We start from the raw sequence: 18,905 nt of genomic DNA, 5'->3' as shown, positions 1-18,905 counted from the left end.
CCCGCCGCCGCTGGTTGCCCAACCTGCATGAGCGCCGGTTCTGGGTTCCCAGCGAAAACCGTTGGGTCAAATTGCGCGTCTCCAACCAGGCGCTGCGTACCATCGACAAGAAGGGCATCGAGGCCGTGATCGCCGACCTGCGTGCCCGTGGCGAAAAGATCTAAGGAGCTTAAGTCATGTCCAAGAGCAAGAGCGACAAGATCCGTTTGATCTCTTCGGCCGGTACCGGCCACTTCTACACCACGCAGAAGAACAAGAAGAACACTCCGGACAAGTTTGAATTCAAGAAATACGATCCGGTCGTGCGCAAGCATGTGCTCTACAAGGAAGGCAAGATCAAGTGATCCACCGTTAGGTGAATCCTCCGGCGAAAGTCAGGATCTATCGAAAGCCCGCCCTCGAGGCGGGTTTTCTTTTGGCCGCTTGCACATGCCAAGAACGTTTCCGCATGATCGACGCATGGAAACCAACGATGCGCTTTTCCCTGCTCTGCTCAAGCCGGCCTGGCACGACTTGCCAGGATCGGTGCGCGCCATGCACGGCGCCACCCCTCGTATCCTCGCGCGCGGCAAGGCCGATGTAGAGGGCGATGGCAATGTCATGCTGCGCACTTTGCGGTGGCTGCTGAAACTTCCACCTCCCGGCCCGGAACAGGCGCTGGAATTATGCATCGAGCGCCAAGGGCATCGTGAAATCTGGACCCGACGCTTTGCGCGCGGCCAGATGCAATCGACACTGCGCCATGATGCAACCGCCACACACCTGTGGGAACAACTCGGCGCGGTGACCCTTCGCTTCACGTTACGCCCGGATGCCGATGGCGTTGCCTGGCAGTTGAACGGTGCACGAGTGCTTGGCATACCGGTGCCGCGCAGCTGGCTGGGGACCGTGCATTCGCACAGCGGTGAGCGCGATGGTCGCTATGCCTTCACCGTCGACACTCGATTGCCGTGGCTAGGCCGGCTGGTCGCCTACCGAGGCTGGCTGGAGATCGTCACCGATGACTGAAAGCGCGGCATCGCCCGTGATCGTGTATGACGGCGTCTGCCTGCTGTGCAGCCGCTGGGTGCGCTTTCTGCTGGAACGCGATCAAGAAGGCCGCTATCGTTTTGCCTCCATGCAATCGGAAAGTGGCCGGCACTTGTTGCAGACGCACGGCCTCGACCCTGACTCGCCATTTTCGATGCTGCTGGTTGAAGAAGGCTGCGGTTACACCGATACCACCGCCATCGCGCGGGTGTTGCGCGGATTACCTTATCGGCGCTGGCAATGGCTGAGCGCCTTGGTGCTCTCGGTCCCCCACTCCATTCGCGATCTCGCGTACCGTTTCGTTGCACGTCATCGCTATCGTTTGTTCGGGCGCAGCGATCAGTGTTTCGTGCCCACGCCGGAACAACGCTCGCGCTTCCTGCCGTGAGCGTTTCCGGCTTCGCAGTAGCCGAGTATCGTCGCCACGCTCGCGTCCCCACGGGGCGTGCGGTCGCCTGGGTTGATGGCATGCTCGTCCGAACCGTTCGCGGGGGACCAGGCGCGCGGCGATGCGTTGGCTGAATACGCCGGCTGCTGCGATCAATAGCACTCGCATCGCGAGATATGCCATCCATAAAAAAAACCCGCCTTGAATGAGGCGGGCTTTTTTTGTTCATCGCATTTAGCCGTTCAAATCAGGCAGCGGCCAGCGAATATCCCTTCAAGCGCTGCGCGAATTCCTGCAGTGCGCGGATGCCGCTCTGCTCGGCCTCGACGATCCACTGCTGCAAACCCTTCAACGCCTGGTCGGCACCACGCTGCTCCATCAATTCGGCCAGACGATTGCGGAATTCGCACACCGTCTTGAGCATGGGGCGCTTGGCCAGCACGTCCTGCATGCGCTCGCGGTTTTCACCATCGAGCCAGCGACCGCCGTCGGCCAGTGCGCGACGCAGGCGGCGCGGCATGGACTTGATGCCTTCGCCGGCGTGCTGTGCTTCATCGCGCAGGGTCGGGACGATCACGTTGCGGTAGTAGTCGGTCATCGCCTGGAAGCGGTGGGTAAGCACGGCTTTCAGGGTTTCGGCGTCAGGCAGGTGCACGTTGGGGCGCGTATCGAGCGTGGGTGCCACGCGCAAAACCTTGGCCAGGCCTACGCTGCGCAGCACGCAGATGGCGGCCCAGCCGATGTCGAACTCCCACTTGCGCAGCGCGAACTTCGCCGAGCTCGGGAACGCATGGTGATTGTTGTGCAGTTCTTCGCCGCCGATCCAGAAGCCCCAGGGAATAAGGTTGGTCGCGGTGTCGGAACTTTCGAAATTGCGGTAGCCCCACCAGTGGCCGACGCCGTTGACGAAGCCGGCCGCCCAGAACGGAATCCAGGCCATCTGCACCGCCCACACGGCCGCGCCGATCACGCCGAACAAGGCGAAATTGATGATCAGCATCAGCGCCGGACCCCAGTACGGATGGCCGGTGTAAAGCTTGCGCTCGATCCAGTCATCCGGCGTGCCGCGGCCGTACTTTTCCAGGTCTTCCTTCACGTAGCTGGCGTCGCGGTACAGCGATACGCCATCCCAGAAGACCTTCTTGATGCCGTAGATCTGCGGGCTATGCGGATCCTCTTCCGTCTCCACCTTGGCGTGGTGCTTGCGGTGCACTGCCACCCACTCCTTGGTGACCATGCCCGTGGTAAGCCAGCCCCAGAAGCGGAAGAAATTCGCGATGAGCGGATGCAAATCGATGCCGCGGTGCGTCTGGCAGCGGTGCAGGTAGATGGTTACGGTAAAGATGGTGATCTGCGTGACTACCAGCAGGTAGACGAGGATCGACACCCAACCGGCCTGGCTGACACCACCGGAAAGGAAATGCAGTACAGCATCGAGCATGGGGGAAAGTCCTGGAGCAAGAAAAAACAGTCTAGTTGAGGGCGTCCGTACCTACCAGCATGGTAGGACCCTAGCATCTCGATTTCCGTTAAACCGTGATGGCAACGGTTGTCTGCGGGATGGGGTCGCCCCGACAATCATGCAATGAACGCGCCTAACTCCGCTTTAGCCCCCGTACTGAAACTTGAAGGCATCACCCGCAGCCGGGCTGGCCGCCCGGCGGTGCGCGATCTCTCGCTAAGCCTTGAGGCCGGCCAGATCCTTGGGCTGCTTGGGGTGAACGGGGCTGGCAAATCGACTACCCTGAGCCTGATTGCCGGCGCGCTGGCCCCCGATAGCGGCGCTATTCGCCTGCAAGACCAGGACTTTCTCGAGCATCCCGAACTGGCCCGACAGGCGATTGGCTGGCTGCCGGAAGCTGCCCCGCTGTGGCCGGAACTGACCATCCATGAACACCTGCAAGCCCATGGCCGCCTGCGCGGCCTGGCCGGGGCGCGGCTGAAGGAGGCCTGCGACTTAGCGCTTGAGCGGTTGGAATTGCGGAGCTTGGCGCGGCGCCTGGCGGGCGTCTTGTCGCAAGGGCAACGGCAGCGCCTGGGGCTGGCCTGTGCCCTGCTGCATCGTCCCGCCCTGTTGGTGTTGGACGAACCGGCCAACGCCCTCGATCCGGTGCAAGTCGTAGCGCTGCGCAAGCTCCTTCGCGAGTTGGCTGGCGCAGGCACCGCCGTGATCCTCTCCACGCACCAGCTGACCGAAGTGACTGCCGTGTGCGATCGCGTGGCAATCCTGCACGAAGGCGTGCTGCGCTACGACGCGCCGCTACCACCCGATCAGCACGCCGCCTTGGAAAAGACCTTCTTCGACATCGCCATGAACGGCAGGGCCCAAGCCGCATGACCTTACTCGCTGTGACGCGGCTGGAACTGCGCCGCCTGTTCGTGCGCCCGCTTGGCTGGACCATCGGCGCCCTCGCGCTGGCGGAACTCGGCTGGCGTTTTGCGTTGCTGCTGCAACTGTTCCTGCTCAACCAGGTAAAGCTCGCCGCCCTGCCGGATGGCCCCGGCTACACCGACCTGGTAGCGGTACGGCTCTACAGCAGCTTGATCACCGGCAGCCCGTTGCCGTTCGGCATGACCGAACTCGCGCTGCTGGTGGTACCACTGCTGACCATGTCCAGCTTGGCCAGCGAACGCAGCACTGGCACCTTGCCGCTGCTGTTTGCCACCGGGTTGTCGGCCTCGCGCATCCTGCTTGGCAAATATCTGGCGGTGTTGATCTGGCTGGCGTTGTGGCTGCTGCTCGCCATCGCGCTGCCGCTAAGCCTTGCGCATGGCGTCAGGCTGGATTGGGGCAAGCTCGCCGCCGCCACCTTGGGCACTTTTCTAACGCTCGCCGTGCTGGGGGCCGTCGGCGTGGCGTGTTCGGCGTTTGCCTCGCATCCCGCCATCGCCGCCGTGGCCGCGTTGATGATTGGCATCGCGCTCAATTGCATCAACCTCGGTGCACAGCTCGCCGGCGTCAACAGCGGCTTCATCAATTGGCTGGCGATGAGCACGCACCAGGAAGCCTTGTTGCGCGGCCTGGTATCGAGCGCCGATATCGCGTGGTTTCTGCTGGCGACGGCGGTGGCGCTGGCGCTAGGCGCGCAACGCCTGGCTGCTGACCGGGGACGCGGCTGATGAACAGGCATGTACTGCACCGCCTCAATGGCTGGGTGTTCGCGCTACTGGTTTTACTCGGTGCCGGTGCGCTCGGCTTTCTCACCGCACGCCACGACCACATCGCCGACTGGACCTACAACAGCCGCCTCAGCATGTCGCCGGAAACGCGGGCCGTCCTGGCGAAGTTCGATGGCCCGGTGGATATCGTCAGTTACGCAAGCCCGCAGGGCGACTTGCGCCAGACCATCGCCGCCTTCCTGCAGCGCTATCAAAAAGCCAAGCCTGACCTGCACCTGAGCTTCGTCGACCCCCAGCAGGACCCGGCAGCAATGCGCAATCTCGGCATCACGGTCGATGGCGAGCTGATTGCGCATTATCACGATCGCCAGCAACGCCTCGACACGCTGACCGAACGCAGCCTTACCGATGCGCTGGAGCGCCTGGTGCGCGGCAACGATCGCATCGTCGCCTTCGTTACCGGACATGGCGAGCGTCGCGCGGACGGCGTTGCCAATGCGGATCTCGGCACATTTGTTTCGCAGCTCGAGCAAAGCGGCATGCGTGCGGTGCCGCTGAATTTTTCGCAAGTCACCAGCGTGCCTGCGCAGACCGACCTGGTCGTGCTCGCCGGCGCGCAAACACCGCTGGCACCCGGCGCCACCAAGGCGTTGACCGATTACCTGGCCAATGGCGGCAACCTGCTTTGGCTGGTCGATCCGGGCAACCTGGATGCAAGCCTGCAGCCGATCGCCGATGCGCTCGGCATTCGCGTGTTGCCCGGGGAGCTGCTAGACGCATCATCCTCGGCCATGGGACTGAAAGATCCGCGCATGATCGCGCTAGGCGATTACCCGCCCAGCATAATCACACGCGGTTTCACGCTTACCACGCTGTTTCCGGAAGTTGCGCCATTGGCAGAGGTCCGCAAGAGCGACTGGAAGATCGAGCCGTTGCTGCGCTCCAGTCCGCAAGTCACCACCCAGTCGCTGGACGGCAACGCGGCGGCGCAGCTGAAAGGCCCGCTCGATTTTGGCTTTGCCTTCAGCCGCCTCTCGCCCAGCCCGGCCAAAAGCGAACAGCGTGTGGTCGTGATCGGCAACGGCGATTTTCTTTCCAACAGCTATCTCGGCAATGGCGGCAACCGCGCACTGGGTGAGCGCGTATTCAACTGGCTGCTCGGCGATGACCAACTGATCAGCATGCCGCCACGCGGTGCTCCGGATCGCGTGCTGACCGTATCGCAAGGCGAGTTGAGCGCATCGACCATCGGTTTCATGGTGGTGCTGCCCTTGCTGCTGCTGGCGATCGGCGGCTTGATCGCCTGGCGCAGGCGGCGCGCATGAAGCGTGCACTGCGCAAGCAGTTATGGCTGCTGGTTGCTGTTGTTCTCTTGCTCGCCGCTGCATGGTGGCAGGTGCGCAGCGATCGTGCCGCTGCCCCCGGCGCCTTGCTTCCGTTCGCTCCGGACAACATCACGCGCGTGACACTCGCCATGGGCAATGCGCCCGCCGAGCACTACGTAAAGCGCGGCGAACATTGGTGGCAGGTCGACCAGGCAACGCCCACACGCGCCGACGACAAGCGCCTGGCCGAATTGCTGCGTATCGCCACCGCGCCCGTACAAAGCTGGCAACCCGCCAGCAGCTATGACCTCGCAAAAATCGGCCTCGCGCCGCCGCAAGCCAAGCTGGAGCTGGATGACGAAGCGCTACGCTTCGGCGCGATGACCGCCATCGGCCACAACGTCTACGTGCAGGTCGGTGAGCGTGTAGGCATCGTGTCGCTACGCTACATGCCGCGCCCTGCGCAAAGCACATCGCTGCAGGTGCAATGACATGCCCGAGCTGCCCGAAGTCGAAACCACCCGGCGCGGTATCGCGCCACACCTGATCGGCCGGCGCGTCACGAAAGTGATTTTGCGGCGTGCGGACCTGCGCTGGCCGATTCCGCGCGAGATCACCGAACTGCTGCCAGGCCAGCGCATCGAGGAAGTCGAGCGGCGTGCCAAATACCTGCTGCTGCACACACATGCCGGCAGCGCACTGATGCATCTGGGCATGACGGGCGTGTTGCGGGTGCTGCCGCCGGATGTGCAGCCCGGCTTGCACGATCATTTCGACATGGCGCTGGAACCCGTGCAGGGCGAACGCTCGCGCATTCTTCGCTTCACCGATCCGCGCCGCTTTGGTTGCCTGTTATGGCAGGCACCCGGCACTACGCACGAATTGCTGGCCGACCTCGGACCTGAGCCGCTCACGGAGGCGTTTGATGGCGATGTGCTATGGAAACGCTCGCGCGGCCGCAAGGCAGCCGTGAAATTGTTTCTGATGGACAACGCGATCGTCGTCGGCGTGGGCAACATCTACGCCAGCGAAGCCTTGTTCGCCGCCGGCATCGATCCGCGTCGCGCCGCTGGCACAGTATCGCGTGCACGCTATCAACGCCTAGCGGGCGAAGTGAAACGCATCCTGGCGTGGGCGATCGAACGCGGCGGCACCACCCTGCGCGACTTTCTCAATCCGGATGGCGCGCCTGGCTATTTCTTTCGCGAGCTGTTCGTATACGGACGTGAAGGTGAGCCTTGCAAGGTATGCGGCACGGCGATTCGCCAGCAGGTAATCGGGCAACGCTCCACGTTCTGGTGCCCGAAATGCCAGTCGTAACCACGGCGGCCGCCAAGGTTGCGAAGCCGCTCAGTCAGGCCAGTGGAACGCCACGTAAGTGTTGTTGAACTGCGGATCGTCGTAGCCACCGCCCAGCTCGGCCACCAAGCCACCGAAGCTGCCGTCCACTTCCAGCGTCTGCCCCTGCACGAAATGCGCGCCCAACGCTTCCAGTTCGATCAGTCGCTGGCATAGCGCACCCGCACGATCGACGTCACTCTCCGGCACATTGCGCAGACTGAAATCGGGCCGGCCGAATTTGCGCATGCCGCGCGTGTGCACCCAGTAGCGACCGGCTTCATCTTCGTCACGCAGAATCAGCACGTGACTGCGCAGTGGCGCACCGTCCTTGACCAGATAGCGCCGACGCCACTCGTCCGCGTCGAACAAGCTGAGCATCTGCGGATCAAGAATCGCCACGCCGCCGATATCGAGCAAACCAGCCAAGACGCCGAAGGTGTCGCGCAAATAACCGGTATCGGGCTGATCCTTGAAGCGGCCATGCAGCACCAGCACTTGCGGCGTAGCCAAGGCTTTCTCGAACGCCTCCGGCGCATCGTGCTTGAACAAGTCGCCCAGCGGCCCCTTCAGCGGATAGCCTTCCCAATCGCGCAGCACCTGGTGGTGATGGCTGGAAAGCTGCACGCCTTCCGGCAAACCATCGCTGCCATACGGCGCGGACGGCACGCGGGTCGGCTGGAAATTGCCGAACGCGTAGAACTGCAGGAGGACTTCCTCGTCATTGGGCTGCCAATGGGGGCGCTGCCAGGCGGGGAAGTAGGTGACCGGGTTGCTCATGCTGTTTCCTTGATGTGATCCAGGTTGGCGCGATCCAGACCCGGTCAGTGCTTCTCGTCCAGCGGCAGGCTGGGCTGCTTCAGCTCAACGCGGCCGCGCCCCTGGGTGATCTTCTTGAACTCGGCGCGGCTCACCGAGAGATAGCGTTCGTTGCCGCCGATCTCAACCTGCGGCCCTTCGGTAATCGCCCGCCCCTGCTCATCCACGCGCACCACCATGGTGGCCTTGCGGCCGGTGTGGCAGATGGTCTTGATCTCTTCCAGGCTGTCGGCCCAGGCCAGCAGATAGCGGCTGCCTTCGAACAATTCGCCGCGAAAATCCGTGCGCAACCCGTAGGCCAGCACAGGAATGTTGAGCTCGTCGACCACGTCGGTAAGCTGCCACACCTGCGCCTTGCTCAGGAACTGCGCTTCGTCGACGAACACGCAATGCAGCGCGCCGTGTCTGTCGATATTCGATCGCACTACGGCCAGCAGATCCGTTTCCGCCATAAAGCGCTCCGCCTGCGAACGCAAGCCGATACGCGAAGCGACCACACCTTCGCCATAGCGATTGTCCAGCGCCGGCGTGAGGATCAAGGTGCGCATGCCGCGCTCGAAATAGTTGTACGCGCTCTGCAGCAAGTTGGTGGTCTTGCCGGCATTCATCGACGAATAATAGAAATAGAGCTTGGCCATGCGGGTCGGCGGGCATGCGGAGGCGTGCATGGTAACCCGGCCGACTGCCACCATGATGGTTTCGTGACAAGCCTGCGCCGGTAGCCCGCGGTTTGCTACGATCCCCCATCACGCTGCGCTCACCTGACCGATCCGACCGACGCATGCTCAACCCCCCACAACTGGCCGCCGTCGAACACGTCGACAGCCCGCTGCTGGTGCTCGCGGGCGCCGGCTCCGGCAAGACCTCCGTGATCACGCAGAAAATTGCGCACCTGGTGCAGCGCCGCAAGCTGGCCGCGTCCCGCATTGCCGCCATCACCTTTACCAACAAGGCCGCGCGCGAAATGCGCGAGCGCGTCGCCAAGCTGGTGAGCGAAGAGGACGCACAGGCGCTGACCGTTTGCACCTTCCACGCGCTGGGCTTGAAATTCCTGCAGATGGAACATGCACGCGCCGGTTTGCGGCGCGGATTTTCCGTGCTGGATGCGGACGACAGCGAGGGCATCGTCAAGGAATTGGCGCCCAAGGGCGTCAAACCCGATGTCCTGTTCGGCCTGCGCAACCTGCTGAGCCGCGCCAAGAACACTGGCCTGTCGCCGGAGGAGGCACTGGCCGCCGCACGCAGCCCGCGCGAGCTGGAAGCGGCGACGATCTACCAGCTTTACCAGCAGCGCCTCGCCGCCTTCAACGCGGTGGATTTCGACGATTTGATCCGCCTGCCGCTGCGCATCCTGGAAAGCGATGAGGAATGCCGCGATACCTGGCGCGAACGCCTGCGCTACCTGCTGGTGGACGAATACCAGGACACCAACGACGCCCAGTACCGCCTGCTGAAAGTACTTGCCGGCGAGCGCGGCAGCTTCACCTGCGTGGGCGATGACGACCAGTCGATCTACGCCTGGCGCGGCGCCAATCCCGAGAACATCGAACAGCTCGGCAAGGATTGGCCAAGCCTGCGCGTGATCAAGCTGGAGCAGAACTATCGCTGCGGCAAACGCATCCTGCGCGCCGCCAACACGCTGATCGCCAACAATCCGCACGTCCATGCCAAGAAGCTGTGGAGCGAGCATCCGGAAGGCGCGGCGATCCGCGTGATCGAATGCAAGGATGGCGAGCACGAAGCCGAACGCATCGCCGGCATGGCTGCCACGCTGGCGGAAAAGCACAAGGTGCGCTGGCATGACATGGCGATCCTGTATCGCGGCAATTTCCAGGCGCGACCATTGGAAAAGGCGTTGCGCCTGGCGCGCGTGCCGTATCACCTCACCGGTGCGCTGTCCTTCCTCGATCGCGCGGAAGTGAAAGACCTGCTCTGCTATTTGCGCCTGCTTACCAATCCCAGCGATGACGCTGCGTTCTTGCGCGTGGTCAACGTCCCCAGGCGCGAGATCGGCGCGACCACGCTGGAAAAGCTTGGGCAAATCGCCCAGACGAAACACTGCTCGCTGCTGGAAGCCACGCGCAGCGACAGCGTGTTGCGCCAGCTGAGCCCGCGCCCCGCCGCCGCGCTTGCATCGTTCTCGGAACTGCTGGATGAACTGCGCAGCGCCTCGCTGCACGAAAGCGCGGCAGACCTGGTCTCCCGCATCTTGACCCGCACCCAGTACGCCGCCCACATCGCCGCCAGCACGCAGGATGCCGCCTTGCGCGATCGCCGCATGGGCAACCTGCAGGAACTGGCCGATTGGTTCCGCGCCATGCAGAAAGGCAACAGTGCCGGCGACCTCGCCGCGCAACTGGCCCTGCTCTCGCACGCCGATCGCGACGAGCCCGGCAACGCGCTGCGCATGATGACGCTGCACGCTGCCAAGGGCCTGGAATTCCGCTTTGTCTTCATCGTCGGCTGCGAAGACGGCACGCTGCCCAACGATGCCGCCATCGACGAAGGCCGCGTGGAAGAAGAGCGCCGCCTGATGTACGTGGGCATCACCCGCGCCAAGGAATTGCTCACACTGTCATGGTCGTCCAAGACCAGGCGCTACGGTGAAATCCACAGCAACCAGCCCAGCCGCTTTCTGCAGGAGTTGCCGCAGGATGACTTGCATTGGGAAGGCAAGGATCCGGAAGCCGACAAGGAAATGGTGCGCGAAACGGCCGAATCGCACATGGCGAAAATTGCCGCCATGCTCGCCGGTCCGTGAACAGCGGCCAGCCTCTGATTTCGCACTACGTGTCGCCGTAGGCCGGGATGAAATCCCAGCATCAGAAGCCAGAAAAAAAGCTTGGATCCCATCCCAGCCTACGCACTCCACCGACGGCGCTGCATGCATCAGGGGCATCCGCACATGACCGACCACCGCTTTACCGACGAGCAGCGAGCAGGGCTGTACCGCGCCATCCACGAGCGCCGCGACGTGCGCTCGCAATTTCTGCCAGAGCCGATTGCGCCGCAGGTATTGGCGCGCCTGCTCAAGGCGGCACATCACGCGCCATCGGTGGGCTTCATGCAACCGTGGGATTTCATCGTCATCGACAGTCTCGATCTAAAGCGTGCGGTAAAAGCGCTTTACGAGGAAGCCAACACCGAAGCGGCCAACCACTACGATGGTGAACGCGCTGCGCAATATCGGCGCCTGAAACTGGAAGGTATCGTCGAAAGCCCGATCAATCTCTGCATCACCTGTGACCGCCAGCGCGGCGGTCCGCACGTGCTCGGCCGCAACACCATGCTGGATACCGATCTCTTCAGCACCTGTCTGGCTGTGCAGAATTTGTGGTTGGCGGCGCGTGCTGAGGGCATTGGCGTGGGCTGGGTAAGCATCGTGGATCCGGCTCAACTGGCGGAAACCTTGCGGCTGCCTGCACACGTTTATCCGTTGGCTTACTTGTGCTTGGGTTACGTCAGCGAATTTTTGCCCAGGCCGGAATTGGAAATCGCAGGTTGGCGCTCGCGTTTGCCGTTGGAACAGTTGCTGCACGCGAATACCTGGGAAGGCGCTCTGGAAAATGAGGCATTGCTGGCGGCCTTGCGCAACGCTTAGGCAGGTTGCGTATTGTGCATCGTGCTAGGTATTGCTCGTCATCCCGGCGAAGGCCGGAATCCAGTCAAAACGCGCTGTGCGCAGCACTCCTGACTTCATCTATGTTGAGTGCTTCGCACGACATGTCTGCACTGGATTTCGGCCTTCGCCGGAATGACGATCCGCCCTGAAACGGCGTCCATATGAATCGGGGGGTGTCGCCAAAGTGATCTAAATCAACCGCTGCTGCTCCAACTCCCGCTTCAAATACGCGTAGTAGATCGGCGCCGCCACCAACCCAGCCAGGCCGAACGCCGCCTCCATCACCAGCATCGCCACCAGCAGTTCCCATGCACGCGCACGAATCTGTCCGCCGATGATGCGCGCATTGAGAAAATACTCCAGCTTGTGGATGACGATCAGAAAGCCCAGCGACGCCACCGCTACCCAGATCGATACCGACAAGCCGGCAATCGTCACTGCTGTATTTGAAATGAGATTGCCGATCACCGGCAGCAGGCCAGCCAGGAACGTAACCACCACCAGTGTCTTGGCCAGCGGCACGTGGATATCCATCAGCGGCAACACGCCGAGCAGGAAGATGCCGGTAGCGCTGGTGTTGATCAGCGAAATCTTGATCTGCGCGAACACGATGCTGCGAAACGCCGCCGCCAGGTGTTGGCAACGTTCGCCCAATGCAGCAGCCAGCGGCCCTACTTGATGCGGTGGGCGCGCGCGACTCAGTGCCACCAGCGCACCCAGCACCAGGCCGAGGATGATGTGCACCAGCACGCGCGCGGTCTCCTTACCCGCGTTCTGCAGACTCATCGCATGCTTGCGAGTGAGTTCCAGCGCCATCACGCGCAGTTCGTCGACGCTGTCCGGCAACCAGTTCGTGAGGGACACCGGCAGCTGTGCGCGTGCCTTCTCCACCAGCGGCATCAATTGCTGCTCCCACAGCATGGCCGGATTGTTGATTTCGTTGCGGAAGAAGCTGATCAGCGCCACGATCAGCGCCGTCAGCAAACCCACCACGATCACGCCCAGCACCGTCACCACCAGCAGGCGCGCGCGTTCGCCGGAAATGCGCCGGCCCAGCAACGGCGTCATCGCGTGCACCAGTTCGTACACCAGCAAGCCCGCCAGCAACGCCGGCAGCAGATGCACGCGCAACACCAGCAGCAGCGCCAGGGCGGACATGACATAGCTGGCAATGCGAATGCCGCGGGTGGAGGAAAGGGCTGCGTGCACGGGGCGGTCCATGGGGGAAGCGCGGTCCCGGCAAGTCTGTCATAAACTTGCGCGATCCTCGCGGAACATCTTTACGCTTGCAGGGTACTTTCCATGATCAAGTCTCTGCCCATGCTGTTGGGCACGCTTCTGCTTTGCGCCTGCGCCAGCCAGGCGCCGCACTCCACGTCGCCCTCTTCGACGGCGACTGCTCCGGCAGCCGCGCCCGCTGCGGCGCCGGTCGTTCCGGCCGACGACAATCTCAACGCCGAGGCCTGGACGCAGACCGCGCTTGAGCATGACCTGATCTACCAGGAAACCTACCGCAGCGCGCAGTCGCAGTTGCTCGCGGCGCTGAAGGACAAGCACTGGGATGCGCTTCCCCCTGACGATCGCATCGCGCCGTACGAAAACCTGAAGCCGGCCGTGATCCTCGACATCGACGAAACGGTGCTGGACAACTCGCCCTATCAGGCGCGCCTGATCCGCAAAGGCGGGGAATTCAACGAAGCCGATTGGGCCGCCTGGTGCAAGGAGGAACGCGCACGCCCCATGCCGGGCGCGGTGGCGTTCACGCAATTTGCCGCCCAGCACGGCATCGCAGTGATCTACATCTCCAACCGCGCACAGGATCTGGATACCGCCACCATCGACAACCTGCGCAAGGCCGGCCTGCCCGTATCCGGTCCGGAAGCCTTCCTCGGGCTCGGCACCATCCTGAGGGGTTGCGACCAGGTCGGCACTGAGAAAAACTGCCGCCGCCAGCTGGTCAGCCAGCACTATCGCGTGTTGATGCAGTTGGGCGATCAGCTCGGCGACTTCGTCACCGTGATGAGCAATACGCCGACCGGCCGCGTCCAAGCTATGGCACCCTATTCGGGCTGGATCGGCAGCCGCTGGTTTGTGTTTCCCAACCCGACCTATGGCTCCTGGGAACCGGCCCTGTTCAACAATGAATGGAGCATGCCGCGCGACCAGCGTCGCCAGGAGAAGATCCGGGGCCTGCATATTGATTGATTAAAATCAATCATTTACAGAGCATATCTTAAAGTGTTGCCTGAAGTAGAAAGGGGCCGTATCATGACCCCGCCGATCCTGCTGACCTCCAATTTCTGCGGGCAAGGCCATTTCCCTTCCGGCGCTGCCGGCATGACCCTGTGAGGCCCAACGCCCGCGGGGTTTTCTTTTTTTTAAGTAAGATGCACCGCGCCCCGCCGTATGGCGCCGCCGTTGTCCTTGCCAGGATGGCAAGCTACTGCCCTCCCTTGCGAGAGAATTCATGCGCTTTCAATTGCTTAGGCATTGCCTACTGGCCCTTGCGCTGTTCGCGCTGGCCGCCTGCCACCAGAAAGAAGAGAACGCCGCCGCGCCCGGAGGCGCCACCCCGGAAGCCGCCGTGCAGGAATCCGTGACGCTGATCAAGGCTGGCGACTTCGCCGGTTTCTGGAAGCACGCCCTGCCCCCGGCCGACTACAACAACCTGCGCGCCGACTGGACCCGCCCGCGCCCTGGCCAGCGCCCGATCACCGACGAAGATCGCGCCCGCTTCGACCAGGCCGTCAAGCAACTCACCGCACCCAACGCGGAAACCACCCTGTACGAGCAGCTGAAGCCCAAGCTCACCCAGATGGAGCAGCAGTACCACGACCAGTTGCCGGTGATGATCGGCATCGGCCAGGCCATCCTCACCACCGGCATCGCCCAAAACAAGACGCTGAAGGAAAACCAGAAGCAGGAGATGCGCGACGCGCTCAACGTGCTGCTGCCATGGGCACAGCAGACACCGTGGTTCGACCAGGACAAGGCCAAACAAGCGGTGGGCGTGGCAGTGACCACTGCTCGACAGCTCGACCTGAAGAGCCCGGACCAGCTCCAGCACATGGATTTCGATACTGCGATGAAGAAGTACGCCATCGCGTACCAGGGCATCAAGCAGTTGCTGGCGATCTACGGGCTTTCCATCGACGACACGCTCGATTCGGTAAAAGTCAGCACCATCGGCATCGACCATGGGCTGGCGCACGTGAAGATCGACTACACCTTGCTGGGCAAACCGCTGAGCGCCGACTCGCAACTGGAGCTGGTGGACGGCCGCTGGTACAACAAAGACATGATCGATGGCGAGCGTGCGCAACACGAACAGCTCATGCATCCGCCCGCGCCGGCCAGCAGCGGCACCGCGCCGGCACTCGCCAGCAGCGCCAAGGCACCCGTCAGCGGCAGTTCCACTGGCACGACGCTGGCGGCCAAGCCCTAAGCCGTACGCAAGGCCCACCGCTAAACTATGCAGATGCCGACTATGACGAACGCGGACCCTAGCTACCGTAGCCGCGCCCCCTGGTGGTTCAACCTCGCCGGGCACCTGCTTGAACCCTGGCTGCGCATTCGGCGCGATCCAGCCGAACCGGCGAGCCTGCTGCAAGGCGATGCGCCAGTCTGCTACGTGATCGAGCGCGACGGATTTTCCGACGCACTGATCCTGGACCGTGCCTGCCGCGAAGCAGGCCTGCCCAGCCCGATGCAGCCGCTGTCTTTCACCCGCCGTCGCCGCTCGGTGTTCGCATTGGCGCGTCGCGATGGCTGGCTGTTCGGCCGCAACCGCAAACGCTCGCCCACGGAGCCGTTCGGCCAACTGGTGCGCGCGCTGGAAGGTTTTCCGGATCGCGATATCCAGATCGTGCCAGTCTCCATCTACGTCGGCCGCGCGCCCACGCGCGAATCGGGCTGGTTCAGCGTGCTGTTTTCGGAAAACTGGGTCATGGTGGGCCGCTTCCGCCGCATGCTCGCACTGCTGCTCAATGGCCGCGACACGGTGGTGCATTTCTCCGCTCCGGTCTCCTTGCGCACGGTGCTGGGCGAGGAAGGCGACGTACGTCCGGAACGCTTTGCGCGCAAGATGGCGCGCGTGATGCGCACGCACTTTCGCCGCATCCGCGCGGCAGTGATCGGGCCGGACCTTTCGCATCGGCGCACCGTAGTCGACGCCGTGCTGAATGCCGAACCGGTACGTGCCGCGATCGCGTCGACCGCCGCCAAGGAAAACATCACTTACGCGAAGTCCTGGCAACGCGCGCACAAGATGACGATGGAGATCGCGGCGGACTACTCGCACCCTGTCGTGCGTTCCGCGTCATTCCTGCTGCGCAACTTCTGGACCAAGCTCTACGACGGCATCACCATGCACCACTTCGACAAGGCCCGCGCCGCGGCGCCCGGCTACGAAGTGGTGTACGTGCCCAGCCATCGCAGCCACGCCGATTACCTGCTGTTGTCGTACCAGCTGCACGACTCCGGCGTGGTGGTACCGCACATCGCGGCCGGCGTGAACCTCAACCTGCCGCTGATCGGGCCGTTTTTGCGACGCGGCGGCGCATTCTTCCTGCGCCGCAGCTTCAAGGGCAATGTGCTGTATTCGGTGGTGTTCAACGAATACATGGCACAGCTGATCGACCGCGGCGTGCCGATCGAATACTTCATCGAAGGCGGGCGCTCCCGCACCGGCCGCCTGCTCGCGCCGCGCGCCGGCCTGCTGGCGATGACCGTGCGCGCGTTCCTGCGCGCGCCACGCCGCCCCGTGCTGTTCCAGCCCGTGTACATCGGCTACGAGAAGCTGATGGAAGGCAAGAGCTACATCGGTGAGCTTTCCGGCAAACCCAAGGAAAAGGAATCGCTGATCGGTCTGCTGCGCGGGCTGGGTGTGCTGCGCCAGCGCTACGGTCATGTCGCCCTGAACTTCGGCGAGCCGATCGAACTGACGCCCTTGCTCGACGCCGCCAGCAGCAATTGGCGCGAAACCACCGGCGACCCGAACAGCAAACCGGAATGGCTCAGCTCGGTGGTCGACCAGCTGGCGGAAAAAATCCAGATCAACATCAATCGCGCGGCGGACGTGAATCCGATCAACCTGCTCGCGCTCGCGCTGCTGTCCACGCCCAAGCACGCGATGGCGGAAAACGATCTGCTCGCCCAGCTGGAACTGCTCAAGGCGCTGCTGGAAGAACTGCCGTATTCGGATCGCATCACTCTTACACCGCTGGCTCCCGACGCCATCATCGCCTATGGCGAGCAGATGAACTGGATCACCCGCGTGCGCCACCCACTCGGCGACGTGCTGACATTGGAAGGCGACCAAGCCGTCCTGCTGAGCTACTTCCGCAACAACGTGCTTCACCTCACCGCCGCTGCCGCGTGGGTCGCCTGTTGTTTTCTCAACAATCGACGCATGTCGCGCGCATCGATCCTTCGCCTGGGCCGCATCATCTACCCGTTCATCCAGAGCGAACTGTTCCTGCCATGGGACGCCGAGGGCTTCGGTACTCACCTGCAAGCCACCGTTGATTTCTTCGTCCGCCGCGGCATGCTCGAAGCCGTCGGCGAAGGCCGCGTGCTCGAACGCGGCCCGGGCCAGGACGATGCCGCCTATCAGCTGCGCACCATCGCGCGCAGCCTGATCCAGGCCTTCGAACGCTACTACATCACCATCGCCGCACTGGCCAAGAACGGCCCACACACCATCACCGGCGCCGAACTGGAGAACGTCTGCACCCTCACCGCCCAGCGCCTGAGCCTGCTCAGCGAACCGCTCGCGCCGGAATTCTTCGACAAGGCGCTGTTCCGCGGCTTCATCCAGAAACTGCGCGAGCGCCGCGTGGTATGGACCGATGCCAACGGCAAGCTCGACTACGACAGCGCACTGGAAGGCATGGTGCGCGATGCGCGCGTAATCCTCGCGCGCGAAATGCGGCATGCCATTCTCAAAATCACAGGCAGCGAAGAAAAAGAAACGCCTCGCGCGGTGGCGGAGGCGGAGCAGACGCCGGTCGCGCCGGAACAGCCGACGGAGCCACCTGCGACGATGAGCACCAGTGAGGAACTGCACGAGCGGCATGTGGCTGCTGAACATCATGAACACGAGCGCGCATCCACCAACAAGGAACACACGCCATGAAGATGCAGCTCAACACCGATGCCATCGATGACGCCACGCTTGCCCTTCTCTACCTGACCTTGCACGACAACGAGCGCGCCTGGAAAGGCCATGACTGGGATGCCATCAACCGCTGCATCAGCGCGGCTTCATCAGCAATCCAGTGGGCAAAGCGAAATCGGTGGCCTTTACCGAGGAAGGCCTGAGCGAAGCCCAGCGCCTCTTTGAAAAACATGTCACGGTTTTAGACGGCCAGACCAAAGCATGAGCAGCAGAAAAGCTTTGGCATAGTCACGATGGTCTATTGACCGCCCGCGCACACCAGGAAGGCTGGAATTCGTCCCGGCCTGGGGCCCTCTATTGGCTCGTCCGCCCTGTACGAAGTGACAAGCCGTGCAACTTGATGCTCGTCAGCATGCGCCTTCTGCGATAGCAAAGGACCAGGGTGAGCAGCAAAAGCTGAACTGCGCCGCAGGCCGTCCTAGCTGTGCCTATGACCTTCAGGAGTTGCGCGCGTTTTCGCCATGCCGCTCACCGACGGCACTAAAGGTAAAAATAGGTCAAGAGCTGACAACAAAATAGGACCTTTTCTCGCGCAGAATTCGTCTTTTGTTGCTTGTGGGCGTTGCGTCATTCTGATCGCGGGGAATCCTTCCACGCCATTGAGGACACGCCATGTTCTGCCTCCCCCGCAAGTTGTTTGGTAAAACGATCCTGACCACCGCTATTGCCTTGAGCATGGCCACCGTGGTTACCGCACAAGACACCACGCCCGCCACAGGGCTTGGACAGTCGTGGCCGAACGCAACCGACGTCAGCACGAATGTGCACTATCACGTGTACCGGTTTGAGCGTGACGGCGTGACGTACATCCAGGTCAACGATCTGCAAGGGCAAGTGCGTGCTGCCATCGCCACTACGCAGAACGACGCATTGACGTTGCCGGTGGGCATGGACGCGCAACACGTCAAGGTCGTTACCGGACCTGCAGCCGCATCGCTGGATGCCACCCAGGTGGTCTACCAGGACAGCGCGATGACGGTGACCGTCCTTCCCCAAGGCGATGGCAGCCTAAACATCATGGCGATGATGGGTGACTGCTCCGATCCAGCGCTGTGCGCGCTGAATCGGGTTGACCAGTGATGATCA

General features: G+C 62.7%; 20 protein-coding genes. 16 read left to right on the top strand and 4 right to left on the bottom strand.

The genetic code is table 11. From position 1 onward, the window contains the following. The 4 genes from V7M64_RS08430 to V7M64_RS08415 form a co-directional block, all read left to right on the top strand. The coding region (locus V7M64_RS08430; protein WP_333678530.1) for a bL28 family ribosomal protein at window positions 1–164 on the top strand (164 nt) is incomplete at its 5' end. Window positions 165–176: 12 nt separating this feature from the next. After that, window positions 177–344: a 50S ribosomal protein L33 gene (rpmG, locus tag V7M64_RS08425; protein WP_333678520.1), complete on the top strand. Its 168-nt coding sequence runs from the start codon at window positions 177–179 to the stop codon at window positions 342–344. Between the two features lie 115 nt (window positions 345–459). Next, entirely contained in the window at window positions 460–1,008 is a 549-nt protein-coding gene (locus V7M64_RS08420; RefSeq protein ID WP_333678518.1) for a DUF4166 domain-containing protein, read from the top strand. Next, window positions 1,001–1,417, top strand: coding sequence for a thiol-disulfide oxidoreductase DCC family protein (locus V7M64_RS08415; protein WP_333678516.1), 417 nt, complete (start codon window positions 1,001–1,003; stop codon window positions 1,415–1,417). Before V7M64_RS08420 ends, V7M64_RS08415 begins: the two co-directional genes overlap by 8 nt. A gap of 247 nt (window positions 1,418–1,664) precedes the next feature. Here the strand turns inward: V7M64_RS08415 and V7M64_RS08410 are convergent, their stop codons facing one another. Further along, the gene (locus V7M64_RS08410) at window positions 1,665–2,858 is read right to left on the bottom strand and encodes a fatty acid desaturase (RefSeq protein ID WP_333678514.1); all 1,194 of its coding nucleotides are present in this window, start codon (window positions 2,856–2,858) and stop codon (window positions 1,665–1,667) included. A gap of 144 nt (window positions 2,859–3,002) precedes the next feature. Between V7M64_RS08410 and V7M64_RS08405 the strand changes: the two genes are divergently transcribed. From V7M64_RS08405 to mutM, 5 genes are read left to right on the top strand one after another with little or no spacing between them, the layout of a single operon-like run. Continuing rightward, window positions 3,003–3,755, top strand: a complete 753-nt coding sequence (locus V7M64_RS08405) for an ABC transporter ATP-binding protein (protein WP_333678512.1) — start codon at window positions 3,003–3,005, stop codon at window positions 3,753–3,755. Then, complete coding sequence (locus tag V7M64_RS08400; RefSeq protein ID WP_333678510.1) at window positions 3,752–4,537, top strand: ABC transporter permease; 786 nt, start codon at window positions 3,752–3,754, stop codon at window positions 4,535–4,537. The genes V7M64_RS08405 and V7M64_RS08400 overlap by 4 nt, the downstream gene beginning before the upstream one ends. Beyond that, entirely contained in the window at window positions 4,537–5,862 is a 1,326-nt protein-coding gene (locus tag V7M64_RS08395; RefSeq protein WP_333678508.1) for a GldG family protein, read from the top strand. The genes V7M64_RS08400 and V7M64_RS08395 overlap by 1 nt, the downstream gene beginning before the upstream one ends. Further along, complete coding sequence (locus V7M64_RS08390) at window positions 5,859–6,353, top strand: hypothetical protein (protein WP_333678507.1); 495 nt, start codon at window positions 5,859–5,861, stop codon at window positions 6,351–6,353. Before V7M64_RS08395 ends, V7M64_RS08390 begins: the two co-directional genes overlap by 4 nt. 1 nt (window position 6,354) lies before the next feature. After that, entirely contained in the window at window positions 6,355–7,182 is an 828-nt protein-coding gene (gene mutM, locus V7M64_RS08385) for a bifunctional DNA-formamidopyrimidine glycosylase/DNA-(apurinic or apyrimidinic site) lyase (protein WP_333678506.1), read from the top strand. A 30-nt stretch (window positions 7,183–7,212) separates the two neighbouring features. Here the strand turns inward: mutM and V7M64_RS08380 are convergent, their stop codons facing one another. Then, window positions 7,213–7,980 (bottom strand): hypothetical protein, encoded by a 768-nt coding sequence (locus tag V7M64_RS08380; RefSeq protein WP_333678505.1) that lies wholly within the window; start codon window positions 7,978–7,980, stop codon window positions 7,213–7,215. Between the two features lie 44 nt (window positions 7,981–8,024). Further along, the gene (locus V7M64_RS08375) at window positions 8,025–8,657 is read right to left on the bottom strand and encodes a thymidine kinase (protein ID WP_333678529.1); all 633 of its coding nucleotides are present in this window, start codon (window positions 8,655–8,657) and stop codon (window positions 8,025–8,027) included. A gap of 143 nt (window positions 8,658–8,800) precedes the next feature. Between V7M64_RS08375 and V7M64_RS08370 the strand changes: the two genes are divergently transcribed. Both V7M64_RS08370 and bluB read left to right on the top strand, forming a co-directional pair. Continuing rightward, window positions 8,801–10,780, top strand: a complete 1,980-nt coding sequence (locus V7M64_RS08370; RefSeq protein ID WP_333678504.1) for a UvrD-helicase domain-containing protein — start codon at window positions 8,801–8,803, stop codon at window positions 10,778–10,780. A 144-nt stretch (window positions 10,781–10,924) separates the two neighbouring features. After that, complete coding sequence (bluB, locus tag V7M64_RS08365) at window positions 10,925–11,620, top strand: 5,6-dimethylbenzimidazole synthase (protein WP_333678503.1); 696 nt, start codon at window positions 10,925–10,927, stop codon at window positions 11,618–11,620. 210 nt (window positions 11,621–11,830) lie between these two features. Here the strand turns inward: bluB and V7M64_RS08360 are convergent, their stop codons facing one another. Further along, window positions 11,831–12,862 (bottom strand): AI-2E family transporter, encoded by a 1,032-nt coding sequence (locus V7M64_RS08360; RefSeq protein ID WP_333678502.1) that lies wholly within the window; start codon window positions 12,860–12,862, stop codon window positions 11,831–11,833. A 99-nt stretch (window positions 12,863–12,961) separates the two neighbouring features. On the opposite strand from V7M64_RS08360, the gene V7M64_RS08355 reads away from it, so the two are divergent. From V7M64_RS08355 to V7M64_RS08335, 5 genes are all read left to right on the top strand, one after another. After that, window positions 12,962–13,846, top strand: coding sequence for an HAD family acid phosphatase (locus V7M64_RS08355; protein WP_333678528.1), 885 nt, complete (start codon window positions 12,962–12,964; stop codon window positions 13,844–13,846). Between the two features lie 262 nt (window positions 13,847–14,108). After that, window positions 14,109–15,086 (top strand): hypothetical protein, encoded by a 978-nt coding sequence (locus tag V7M64_RS08350; RefSeq protein ID WP_333678501.1) that lies wholly within the window; start codon window positions 14,109–14,111, stop codon window positions 15,084–15,086. A gap of 42 nt (window positions 15,087–15,128) precedes the next feature. After that, window positions 15,129–17,777 carry a glycerol-3-phosphate 1-O-acyltransferase PlsB gene (plsB, locus tag V7M64_RS08345; RefSeq protein WP_333678500.1) on the top strand — a complete coding sequence of 883 codons (2,649 nt, stop codon included), beginning with the start codon at window positions 15,129–15,131 and terminating at the stop codon, window positions 17,775–17,777. Next, a complete protein-coding gene (locus tag V7M64_RS08340; RefSeq protein WP_333678499.1) occupies window positions 17,774–17,962 on the top strand; it encodes a hypothetical protein in 189 nt (62 codons plus the stop codon). Before plsB ends, V7M64_RS08340 begins: the two co-directional genes overlap by 4 nt. Before the next feature lie 469 nt (window positions 17,963–18,431). After that, window positions 18,432–18,899 (top strand): hypothetical protein, encoded by a 468-nt coding sequence (locus V7M64_RS08335; protein ID WP_333678498.1) that lies wholly within the window; start codon window positions 18,432–18,434, stop codon window positions 18,897–18,899. Window positions 18,900–18,905 lie beyond the last annotated feature (6 nt).

This window comes from Dyella sp., assembly GCF_036746095.1.
Lineage (GTDB): Bacteria > Pseudomonadota > Gammaproteobacteria > Xanthomonadales > Rhodanobacteraceae > Dyella_B.
This window is presented reverse-complemented; position numbering and strand designations above follow the sequence as displayed.

Excerpts from the sequence above, each read along its gene's own strand:
- rpmG (WP_333678520.1), top strand. The coding sequence starts at position 177 with ATGTCCAAGAGCAAGAGCGACAAGATCCGTTTGATCTCTTCGGCCGGT.
- V7M64_RS08420 (WP_333678518.1), top strand. The coding sequence starts at position 460 with ATGGAAACCAACGATGCGCTTTTCCCTGCTCTGCTCAAGCCGGCCTGG.
- V7M64_RS08415 (WP_333678516.1), top strand. The coding sequence starts at position 1,001 with ATGACTGAAAGCGCGGCATCGCCCGTGATCGTGTATGACGGCGTCTGC.
- V7M64_RS08410 (WP_333678514.1), bottom strand. The coding sequence starts at position 2,858 with ATGCTCGATGCTGTACTGCATTTCCTTTCCGGTGGTGTCAGCCAGGCC.
- V7M64_RS08405 (WP_333678512.1), top strand. The coding sequence starts at position 3,003 with ATGAACGCGCCTAACTCCGCTTTAGCCCCCGTACTGAAACTTGAAGGC.
- V7M64_RS08400 (WP_333678510.1), top strand. The coding sequence starts at position 3,752 with ATGACCTTACTCGCTGTGACGCGGCTGGAACTGCGCCGCCTGTTCGTG.
- V7M64_RS08395 (WP_333678508.1), top strand. The coding sequence starts at position 4,537 with ATGAACAGGCATGTACTGCACCGCCTCAATGGCTGGGTGTTCGCGCTA.
- V7M64_RS08390 (WP_333678507.1), top strand. The coding sequence starts at position 5,859 with ATGAAGCGTGCACTGCGCAAGCAGTTATGGCTGCTGGTTGCTGTTGTT.
- mutM (WP_333678506.1), top strand. The coding sequence starts at position 6,355 with ATGCCCGAGCTGCCCGAAGTCGAAACCACCCGGCGCGGTATCGCGCCA.
- V7M64_RS08380 (WP_333678505.1), bottom strand. The coding sequence starts at position 7,980 with ATGAGCAACCCGGTCACCTACTTCCCCGCCTGGCAGCGCCCCCATTGG.
- V7M64_RS08375 (WP_333678529.1), bottom strand. The coding sequence starts at position 8,657 with ATGGCCAAGCTCTATTTCTATTATTCGTCGATGAATGCCGGCAAGACC.
- V7M64_RS08370 (WP_333678504.1), top strand. The coding sequence starts at position 8,801 with ATGCTCAACCCCCCACAACTGGCCGCCGTCGAACACGTCGACAGCCCG.
- bluB (WP_333678503.1), top strand. The coding sequence starts at position 10,925 with ATGACCGACCACCGCTTTACCGACGAGCAGCGAGCAGGGCTGTACCGC.
- V7M64_RS08360 (WP_333678502.1), bottom strand. The coding sequence starts at position 12,862 with ATGGACCGCCCCGTGCACGCAGCCCTTTCCTCCACCCGCGGCATTCGC.
- V7M64_RS08355 (WP_333678528.1), top strand. The coding sequence starts at position 12,962 with ATGCTGTTGGGCACGCTTCTGCTTTGCGCCTGCGCCAGCCAGGCGCCG.
- V7M64_RS08350 (WP_333678501.1), top strand. The coding sequence starts at position 14,109 with ATGCGCTTTCAATTGCTTAGGCATTGCCTACTGGCCCTTGCGCTGTTC.
- plsB (WP_333678500.1), top strand. The coding sequence starts at position 15,129 with ATGACGAACGCGGACCCTAGCTACCGTAGCCGCGCCCCCTGGTGGTTC.
- V7M64_RS08340 (WP_333678499.1), top strand. The coding sequence starts at position 17,774 with ATGAAGATGCAGCTCAACACCGATGCCATCGATGACGCCACGCTTGCC.
- V7M64_RS08335 (WP_333678498.1), top strand. The coding sequence starts at position 18,432 with ATGTTCTGCCTCCCCCGCAAGTTGTTTGGTAAAACGATCCTGACCACC.